The sequence below is a fragment of the Vibrio caribbeanicus ATCC BAA-2122 genome (assembly GCF_000165125.1).
In the GTDB taxonomy this organism is placed as follows: Bacteria; Pseudomonadota; Gammaproteobacteria; order Enterobacterales; family Vibrionaceae; genus Vibrio; species Vibrio caribbeanicus.
The window spans coordinates 1-9,894 of record NZ_AEIU01000092.1 but is presented as its reverse complement, the minus strand read 5'-3'; the positions used below and the strand labels follow the sequence as shown (position 1 = coordinate 9,894).

Annotated in this window: 8 protein-coding genes and 1 pseudogene; 3 read left to right on the top strand and 6 right to left on the bottom strand. The window is 42.2% G+C overall.

Annotation, left to right across the window (positions count from 1 at the left end; translation table 11 throughout):
- Window positions 1-20: 20 nt before the first annotated feature.
- The 3 genes from RH40_RS15425 to RH40_RS15415 form a co-directional block, all read right to left on the bottom strand.
- The gene (locus tag RH40_RS15425; RefSeq protein ID WP_009602554.1) at window positions 21-1,607 is read right to left on the bottom strand and encodes an AbgT family transporter; all 1,587 of its coding nucleotides are present in this window, start codon (window positions 1,605-1,607) and stop codon (window positions 21-23) included.
- A 302-nt stretch (window positions 1,608-1,909) separates the two neighbouring features.
- Window positions 1,910-2,035: a type B 50S ribosomal protein L36 gene (gene ykgO, locus RH40_RS15420; RefSeq protein WP_005593337.1), complete on the bottom strand. Its 126-nt coding sequence runs from the start codon at window positions 2,033-2,035 to the stop codon at window positions 1,910-1,912.
- Window positions 2,032-2,295 carry a type B 50S ribosomal protein L31 gene (locus tag RH40_RS15415; protein ID WP_009602553.1) on the bottom strand — a complete coding sequence of 88 codons (264 nt, stop codon included), beginning with the start codon at window positions 2,293-2,295 and terminating at the stop codon, window positions 2,032-2,034. Before RH40_RS15415 ends, ykgO begins: the two co-directional genes overlap by 4 nt.
- A gap of 114 nt (window positions 2,296-2,409) precedes the next feature.
- On the opposite strand from RH40_RS15415, the gene tsaA reads away from it, so the two are divergent.
- Both tsaA and RH40_RS15405 read left to right on the top strand, forming a co-directional pair.
- On the top strand, window positions 2,410-3,105 hold the full coding sequence (gene tsaA / locus RH40_RS15410) for a tRNA (N6-threonylcarbamoyladenosine(37)-N6)-methyltransferase TrmO (RefSeq protein ID WP_009602552.1): 696 nt from the start codon (window positions 2,410-2,412) through the stop codon (window positions 3,103-3,105).
- A 111-nt stretch (window positions 3,106-3,216) separates the two neighbouring features.
- The gene (locus RH40_RS15405; RefSeq protein WP_009602551.1) at window positions 3,217-4,932 is read left to right on the top strand and encodes a proline--tRNA ligase; all 1,716 of its coding nucleotides are present in this window, start codon (window positions 3,217-3,219) and stop codon (window positions 4,930-4,932) included.
- Window positions 4,933-4,990: 58 nt separating this feature from the next.
- Here RH40_RS15405 and RH40_RS15400 read toward each other — a convergent pair whose 3' ends face one another.
- Window positions 4,991-5,836: a class II glutamine amidotransferase gene (locus tag RH40_RS15400; protein ID WP_009602550.1), complete on the bottom strand. Its 846-nt coding sequence runs from the start codon at window positions 5,834-5,836 to the stop codon at window positions 4,991-4,993.
- A 23-nt stretch (window positions 5,837-5,859) separates the two neighbouring features.
- The gene (gene lpcA, locus RH40_RS15395) at window positions 5,860-6,438 is read right to left on the bottom strand and encodes a D-sedoheptulose 7-phosphate isomerase (RefSeq protein WP_039954821.1); all 579 of its coding nucleotides are present in this window, start codon (window positions 6,436-6,438) and stop codon (window positions 5,860-5,862) included.
- Between the two features lie 298 nt (window positions 6,439-6,736).
- On the opposite strand from lpcA, the gene fadE reads away from it, so the two are divergent.
- Window positions 6,737-9,190 carry an acyl-CoA dehydrogenase FadE gene (fadE, locus tag RH40_RS15390; protein ID WP_009602548.1) on the top strand — a complete coding sequence of 818 codons (2,454 nt, stop codon included), beginning with the start codon at window positions 6,737-6,739 and terminating at the stop codon, window positions 9,188-9,190.
- A 320-nt stretch (window positions 9,191-9,510) separates the two neighbouring features.
- Here fadE and RH40_RS20845 read toward each other — a convergent pair.
- A pseudogene (locus RH40_RS20845) lies at window positions 9,511-9,894 on the bottom strand (TIGR03503 family protein); the annotation flags it as partial.

Sequence of the window (9,894 nt, the reverse complement as noted above, 5' to 3'; positions counted from 1 at the left end):
CTTTTTTATCCTTAGGTTACTTAAGGTGTATACAAGTTAGCTGCACCTGGGCCAACAGGCAACCCAAACACAAATACCCATACATAAAACAAAATACTCCAACCAACCAAGAAGCAAATTGAATATGGAAGCATAGTCGCGATGAGTGTGCCTATACCCAGATTTTTCATATACCGCGTTGCTACAGCTAAAATCAAACCAAAATAGCTCATCATTGGAGTAATGATGTTTGTTGCGGAATCACCGATACGATATGCTGCTTGAATTACCTCAGGGGCATAGCCGACCAACATTAACATTGGAACAAATATTGGCGCAGTCACAGCCCACTGCGCAGAAGCAGAACCAATCATAAGATTAATAAAGCCACACATTAAGATAAAAGCAAAAAAGAGTAATGGACCTGTAAGGCCAATGTCTTGTAAAAAGCTTGCACCAGCTACAGCAAACACCTGACCAAAATTACTCCACTTAAAAAACGCGACAAATTGGGCGGCGAAGAAAACCAAGACTATGTACATGCCCATTGTGGACATGGACTTGGCCATAGCATCGATCACATCTCTATCTGTTTTCATGGTTCCAACCACTTTGCCGTAAACAAAACCCGGAATCGCAAAGAAAACAAAAATAAAAGCAACAATACTCTTTAGAAAGGGAGAACCCGCCACTGTACCTGCATCTGAACGCAGTACACCATCACTCGGTACAATCGTCCAAGCCAGCAAAGCTGAAACGATCAAAACGGCCACACCAGCGAATTTTAGGCCTCTTTTTTCGATAGCCGTCAAACTGCCCATTGAGTCCTGTGATAGGTCTTCTGATGCTTCGTCATCGCTGTATTTTCCTAACTTAGGCTCCACAATTTTTTCGGTAACAAAAGCTCCGGTGATGGCGATAAAAAAGGTAGATACAAACATGAAGTACCAGTTAACTTCAGGCCCAACCGTATAATCGGGTGCGATCATTTGTGCTGCCGTTTCAGTGATCCCAGAAAGTAATGGATCAACAGTACCAATTAACAAGTTGGCAGAATAGCCACCAGAAACACCAGCAAATGCCGCTGCGAGCCCAGCAAGAGGATGTCGACCTAAAGAGTGAAATAGCATTGCGGCTAACGGAATTAGCACCACGTAACCAAGTTCTGAGGCTGTGTTAGAAATAATACCTGCAAAAACAACTGTGAAGGTAACCATGCGTTTTGAAGCGCCCATGACCATACCGCGCATTGCAGCAGACAATAGTCCTGAATACTCTGCAATCGCAACACCTAACAAAGCCACTAACACTGTCCCTAAGGGCGCAAAATTGACAAAATTTTTGACTAAATTCGTCACGATAAGCTGCAAGCCATCAACATTAATAAGACTCACAACATGGATAATACCATCCGCAGCACGGCCTTTTGTTCCCTCAGGTCTTGGATCGACAACAGAAACTTCAAAATAACCTGCAATACCAGACATCACTAAAATAGCGACACAGAAAATGGCAAATAAAGTGATTGGATGGGGTAATAGATTACCTAGATATTCGACTGAGTCTAAAAAGCGTGTAAAAACTGGCTTCTTTGGTGAATTATTTTTAATTGAAGCAGATGAACTCATCTGTTCCCTCCTTGTTTTGATTCCTATGCATTTAAACCGATTTGTTATAAACGCTGGCGAAGGGTACGCGATACTAAAATCAATTAAAAACAAAAAATGCTACAATTTACATACAAACCCCAAAACAAAAACCAAGATGAAACAAAATTAACAAAAAAACAATACATTAAAACAAATAAAGAAGAACATATTTATATTTAAATACATAACATTTTGCAATTAATCATATAAAATTATATCAAATGCGCTTCTGATGGTATTTAAGCAACAGAAGCAACAATTTTATAACAATAATGACTTCATTATTTCTGTACAGCCTTAAATCTTGGATTGGCTTTACAGATAACATATAAACGCCCTCTACGCTTAACGATCTGGCAATCAGGATGGCGGCTTTTCGCGCTTTTTAGTGACTTTAATACTTTCATTCTTCATTTCCTTTACCGAATTGACCAAATCGGCGATTGAAGTTGGCAACTCGACCTTCTTTTGTTAGTACGCGCTGCTTTCCTGTGTAAAAAGGATGCGACTTAGCAGAGACTTCAACCGTAAAGTAAGGGTAGGTTTTTCCGTCTTTCCACTCTATTGTGCGTTCTGTTTTCAAAGTTGAGCCAATTAAGAAATACTCGTCAATACTGGTGTCATGAAAAACAACAGTGCGATATTCAGGGTGTATACCGGATTTCAATGCCTTCTCCAAATTAGTAATGTTATAACATTTCAATTAATAATCATTATCAAAGAGAAAATCAAGACTTTTTTGTGTTATTTTGCTTTTATACACTGTGATAGAAAGACGCACATGCACACCATTGAACCTATTGGCAAGATTGAAAGCCCTTATAAAGAGAAATTTTCTGTACCCAGACAACCGAGGTTAGTCCCCTCTGCATCGGCCAAATTACGTTTAATTGGCGACGCAAGTTCTCGTGAGGCAGTGAGAGGAATTGAGCAATTTAGCCACATTTGGTTATTGTTTCTGTTTGACCAAAATATTTCCGCAGGCTGGAAACCAACCGTCAGACCACCACGCTTGGGAGGCAATCAACGTATTGGTGTTTTTGCCACTCGCTCAACCTTTCGCCCTAATGCCATTGGTATGTCAGCAGTTGAACTAAAAGGTGTCGATTCTGAGGGCAGTGACATAGTTTTATCTATAGGTGGTACCGATCTTGTTGATGGAACCCCAGTTGTAGATATAAAACCCTATCTCCCCTACTCTGATTCTATACCTGATGCACTTGGAGGCTACGCAGACACCGTTCCACAAACCTATCCAGTAATATTCAGCGACTGTGCACTTGACTATCTCAACAAACAGCCAGAATCGAAGATGAAGTATCAAGTGATTGAACAGGTTCTGGCTCAAGACCCAAGACCTGCGTATAAAAAAAGTAAAATTGACTCCAAAGAATATGCCGTTAATCTCTTTGATCTGAATATCAAATTTGTTGTTGAGCCCACTTCAGTGACAGTAACTGCTATTGACCCCTTTTGACGAAAGCAATTGACTGATATTATATCCTTCTTCTATTGCCCTCGGGCGGGTCATACACCTCTCATTCCTGACATCGGATTGAGTCTATAACTTTATAAACGGATAAATTGAATGCGTACCAGTAATTACCTTCTTTCTACTTTGAAGGAGACTCCCAACGACGCAGAAGTAGTCAGTCATCAGCTCATGCTACGTGCGGGCATGATCCGTAAGCTGGCTTCTGGTCTCTACACTTGGCTCCCTTCAGGTCTACGTGTTTTGCGTAAAGTCGAAAATATCGTTCGTCAAGAAATTAATAATGCTGGAGCCGTTGAAACCTTGATGCCAGTTGTACAACCTTTTGAGTTGTGGGAAGAGACAGGCCGCAGTGAAAAAATGGGTGCAGAGCTTCTTCGTTTAAATGATCGCCATGATCGCCCGTTTGTTCTCAGCCCTACCGCTGAAGAGGTGATCACTAGTCTTGTGCGCAACGAGGTTAGCTCTTATAAACAGCTACCTCTCAATCTATATCAGATTCAAACTAAGTTTCGTGATGAAAGACGCCCACGCTTCGGTGTCATGCGTTCACGTGAATTTTCGATGATGGACGCATACAGCTTTGATATCGACAAAGACGGCTTACAGAAGTCGTACGAAGCGATGCACCAAGCGTATTGTCGAGCATTCGATCGAATGGGGTTAAACTATAGACCTGTACTTGCCGATACAGGTGCTATTGGCGGTAATGGCTCTCACGAGTTTCATGTTCTCGCTGAAAGTGGAGAGGATTTAATCGCGTTCTCTTCTGAGTCTGATTACGCAGCAAATATTGAAAAGGCAGAAGCACTTGCACCAGCCGGAGAGTTAGCGAGTGCGACTCAGGCTATGACATTGGTCGATACTCCGAACGCCAAAACTATTGCAGAGCTTGTCGAGCAGTTTGAACTACCCATCGAAAAAACCGTCAAAACTCTATTTGTAAAAGCATCAGAAGAAATAGATGCTGATATCATTGCTCTGATCATCCGTGGTGATCATGAACTGAATGAAATCAAAGCAGAAAACCTTGCGCAAGTGGCCGCTCCTTTAGAAATGGCATCAGAGCAAGAAATCCGCAAACTGGTCGGAGCCGGACCAGGCTCTCTAGGCCCTGTTGGTCTTAAATTGCCATTCATCGTAGATCGTACGGTCGCACTAATGAATGATTTTGGTGCTGGAGCCAACATTGATGATAAACACTATTTCGGAATTAACTGGGGTCGTGATGTCGAATTAGGTCAAGTTGAAGATTTGCGCAATGTTGTTGAAGGGGACCCAAGTCCATGCGGTCAGGGCCATTTGATCTTAAAGCGTGGGATCGAAGTGGGACATATTTTCCAGCTCGGTAAAAATTACTCTGAAAAAATGAACTGTGGCGTTCTTGGCCCAGATGGTAAAAATACCATATTAGAGATGGGTTGTTATGGCATTGGAGTCACTCGCGTAGTAGCCGCTGCGATTGAGCAAAATCATGATAAATTCGGTATATCATTGCCCGATGCTATTGCACCTTTCCAAGTTGCTATTGTGCCAATGAACATGCATAAATCTGAGGAAGTACAGCAAGCGGCAGAAAACCTCTATCGTGAACTGACCGATTTGGGAGTCGAAGTCTTATTTGACGACCGTAAAGAACGCCCTGGAGTTATGTTCTCAGACATGGAGCTAATTGGTATTCCACACACAGTAGTCATTGGTGATAGATCAATGAAAGAAGGCAATTTTGAGTATAAAAATCGTCGAACGGGCGAAAAAGAAGCCATCGCGATGGCGGACATACTCGGCCACCTCAAGAATCAGTTAGCTTAATTGTTAGGGTCTATTGAGACTAAAAAGGTTGATGGAGACATCAACCTTTTTTATTCACTTAAATCAATGGTTCAGAGGGCGATTGGTCCAAAACTTTTGCAGGTGCGTACGCCACATCTTTAAGCTGTTCAGAATTACAATCGACCAGTTCACCAAACTGAAATAAACCAAACTCTCCAGGCTTCATTCGATGCCACTTTTCGTCTTGTGTTAACGGCTGGGTAGCAATCACAGTAACGATATCATTTGGGGTCGTCTCTTCTTGAAAATTAATCGTGACTTCTTCATCAATTAATGACGCCTTGCCAAATGGAGCTCGACGCGTGATACGATATAGATGATTGGTGCAGAAAGTCATCAAATACTCCCCATCAGAAAGAAGCATGTTAAAAATACCTTTCTGACGAAGTTGATCGCAACATTGAGCGATAAAACGAAACACCTCTACCATGTTCGTGGGAGGCTGGGGATACTTATCTTCCATTTGCTTAAGTAACCAACAAAAAGCAAATTCGCTATCTGTTTGCCCCACAGCGCGGTGTCGCCCTGTCTCTAAACCATCGTAGTCACTCAGTTGACCGTTATGAGCAAAAGTCCAATAACGCCCCCACAGTTCTCGAGTAAATGGGTGAGTATTTTCAAGACTAACACGGCCCCGGTTTGCTTGACGAATGTGGCTGATAACCGCACAACTTTTTATCGGGTAATTTTGTACCAACTCAGCAATTTTGGAGTCACAGCTCGGGTTTGGGTCTTTAAAATTTCGAAAACCTTTACCTTCGTAGAAGGTGATTCCCCAGCCATCTCGATGAGGGCCTGTATTCCCTCCTCTTTGCATTAGTCCAGTGAAACTAAAACAAATGTCAGTTGGTACGTTAGCGCTCATTCCGAGCAATTCACACATTCTTCAAAAACTCCATAAGGCCATTAATTTTCCATCTCTTTTTCAATAAGCTGGATAATAATATGAATAATTTTTATATGTATTTCTTGAATACGATCAGCATAGCCAAAATGAGGAACACGAATTTCAATATCGGCTAGCCCCGCCATTTTTCCTCCATCTTTGCCCGTTAAGGCAATGGTCTTCATTCCTTTTGCTTGCGCGGCATCGATCGCTTTTAGGATATTGGCTGAGTTTCCTGAAGTGGAAAGCCCGAACAATACATCGCCCTTAGCACCTACAGCTTCAATATAACGCGAAAATACATAATCGTAGCCAAAGTCATTACTTACACAAGAAAGATGGCTCGGATCTGAAATTGCAATACCAGGCAAACCGGGACGATTTTCACGATAGCGACCTGTCAATTCTTCAGCAAAATGCATTGCATCACAATGAGAACCACCATTACCGCAAGACAAAACCTTACCACCTTGCTTGAAAGAATTCGCTAGCAACTTCGCTGCCTCTTCAATCTTGTTAATGTTGCTATCATCACTTAAGAATTTCTTAAGTACATCCGCAGCTTCCGTTAATTCACTTTTAATTAAGTCCTGGTACATAGACATATCTCGAATTTTTGAAAATAGATTCTGATTAAACAGAATGGATTGACTAAAGAGTTTACCCAAACTAATGAGGCTGTCGAGAGCCAAAACCAAACATTTTCAACTTTCTTACCGGAGCCAAAAGATAAAGTTTGCTTCAGTTGTCATTTTTTGACTTTTTTACTCGTGAAGCTCACTTTTTAAATAGCCAACAGTTTTACAGTTTGTTAATATTTTGGTTACAATTTACTGGTTAGACCTCTTACTAGTTTCAGTGTGTTTATTGATCATACTGTTAAAAAGGAACACTCTTATGGACATCATGCTCTCGATTATCGGCTTTACTGTTGTACTAGCAAGCTGCTTGTACCATAGAAGCTCTCTGCTGCTGTCATTAGCGGCTCTCACGGCAACCATGGTCGTACTCTCCATATTTGGTACCGTTGGCTCACTCAGTTGGATTTTATATGTCGCGGCTGCCGTAGTACTTACTATCCCCTCCATTCGACAATCCCTTATCAGCGAGCGCGCGTTAGCTATCTTTAAAAAAGTTCTACCCGCTATGTCTCAAACGGAAAAAGAGGCATTGGATGCAGGGACCGTGTGGTGGGAGGCTGAATTATTTAAAGGAAAGCCCGATTGGGAAAAACTTCACAACATCCCAACACCACAACTCACTGATGAAGAGCGTGCTTTTATTGAAGGGCCTGTTGTCGAAGTGTGCTCCATGGTAAACGACTATCAAGTAACACATGATTTAGCCGATTTACCACCAGAGATTTGGCAATACTTAAAAGACAACAAGTTCTTTGCCATGATCATCAAAAAGAAATACGGTGGCTTAGAGTTTTCCGCTTATGCCCAATCACTCGTATTGCAAAAGCTAACAGGTGTTTCAACTGTTCTATCAACAACGGTTGGAGTTCCCAATTCTCTGGGGCCTGGCGAACTACTTCAGCACTATGGAACAACAGAACAAAAAGATTTTTATTTACCTAGGCTTGCTAATGGACAGGAAATTCCATGCTTCGCATTGACGAGCCCAGAAGCAGGATCCGACGCAGGCTCAATCCCTGACTTCGGTGTGGTATGTAAGGGGAAATGGGAAGGTAAAGAAGTAATAGGCATGCGACTAACCTGGAACAAGCGCTATATTACACTCGCACCAGTCGCTACAGTACTAGGCCTCGCATTTAAACTAAGGGATCCTGACTCTTTACTCGGAGATACAGAAGACTTAGGCATTACCTGTGCCTTGATACCGACGAGTCTTAAAGGTGTTGAGATCGGTAATCGCCATTTTCCTTTAAATGTTCCATTTCAAAATGGACCAACTCGCGGCCAAGACCTCTTTGTCCCACTTGACTACATCATTGGTGGACCAAAGATGGCAGGACAAGGATGGCGCATGTTGGTTGAATGTTTATCGGTGGGTAGAGGTATTACTCTTCCGTCAAACTCAACCGGTGGTATAAAAACCGCCGCTCTTGCAACAGGCGCTTACGCTAGAATTCGACGTCAGTTTAAACAGCCTATTGGACAAATGGAAGGCGTCGAAGAACCTCTTGCTCGTCTGGGTGGCAACGCCTACGTAATGGACGCGGCCAGTGAGCTTACCGTCACTGGTATCGATCTCGGTGAGAAGCCCTCTGTTATTTCAGCCATTGTAAAATATCATTGTACTCATCGGATGCAAAGTAGTGTCATAGATGCAATGGATATTGTTGGCGGTAAAGGCATTTGTATGGGGCCCTCTAATTTCCTTGCTCGTGGCTATCAGGGCGCTCCGATAGCAGTTACTGTGGAAGGTGCCAACATTCTCACTCGCTCTATGATCATTTACGGTCAAGGTGCTATCCGATGTCATCCTTATGTCCTAGAAGAGATGGAAGCCGCTTATTCAAGCTCTCATGACGCACTGGATAAGTTTGACTCTGCCCTAGCTGGACACGTCGCGTTTACTATGAGTAATTTGGTCCGCAGCTTTTGGTTAGGTTTAACCGACGGTCGTTTTTCAGATGCTCCAGTGAAAGATCGCACGACCCGATATTATCAGCAACTAAATAGATATAGTGCCAATATCGCCTTTTTATCTGATATCTCTATGGCCGTTTTAGGAGGCTCTCTAAAACGTAAAGAGCGCCTTTCAGCAAGGCTTGGGGATATATTAAGTCAGCTTTATCTAAGCTCCGCAACATTGAAACGTTATCAAAGCGAAGGCCGTATTGCTGATGATCTTCCTTTGGTCGATTGGGGCTTACAAGATAGTTTGAAACAAACTGAACTTGCGATTGATGAATTCTTAGCTAACTTTCCTAATAAACTGCTTGGTAGAGTGTTACGCTTTGTTATTCTTCCTCTTGGACGCGTTCGTAAAGCTCCGAGTGACGAGATCGATAGTAAAGTTGCGCATATTTTGCAGACCCCAAATGCCACACGTTCTCGTATCGGCAGGTACCAATATTTTGAGGCTACCGAATACAATGCAGTAGGTCGAATTGAGCAAGCACTTGAAATTATCCTTAAAGCAGAGCCCATATTTGACCGTATATGCGAGAAGACCGCGCAAAAACGTCCATTTATGCGCTTAGATGAGGTCGCTAAAATAGGTTTAGAGAATGAAATTATCAATAGTGAAGAAGCAGAGCTTTTAGCTAGTGCTGAGGCTCATCGTCTCTACGTCATTAATGTTGATGACTTTAACCCTGAGGACCTTGCCGCAAAGCCACAAACGCAACTTCACAATAGCGTTGGTGAAGTCGCGTAACCTCTGAGTAAATAAAAAAGGCTGCATAAAGCAGCCTTTTTTATTTTAATCACTCAGTATCGATGACAAGTAATTTCAAAATGCAGCATTCACAACGATGCCACAGTGTTGAATTCAAGAAAAATAACGCAGTGGAATAGTGGATTATTACCAAGTTGTTTAACAATGAAATCTGCGCTACGGCACGCCCCAAAAGGATGAATTGTCTTGCTATATAGTCGTTATCAATGTTCAATTTAGATGACTAGATTTTCAAATCCTTGCCTGTAAATCAAGATCCTCGCTAAGCCTAGCATCTTGAGGTTACTTGAGTATAAAAGTTACTCTTTGGGCATCTCCAATTGCATCTCTGGTACTGCCTCTTTACTCGCCTTCAGTTTGCGTATTACAAACCAAATCAAAAGCCCAAGTAGGATAATGACAATATTTGTAACCGTAATAATCGTCATGGTTGTTGTGCGCTTTTCTTCTCTCACTTGAAGCACTTGAAGCATTTCTAGTTTTTTCTGCCTCGCTAAACGCTCTTGTTCTTGGATACGACGCGTATTGGCTAAATCGGGGTCTTTCACTACAAAATAGCTGTATTTGGTCAACTGAAAACTCAGAGGGCGGCGAGAACCCAGATCTGTAGCAAATACCTCTCCAGTCCAATTGTAGAGTCCAACTTCTTTACTATATTGAATTTCCAGTGAGAACTTATTTTG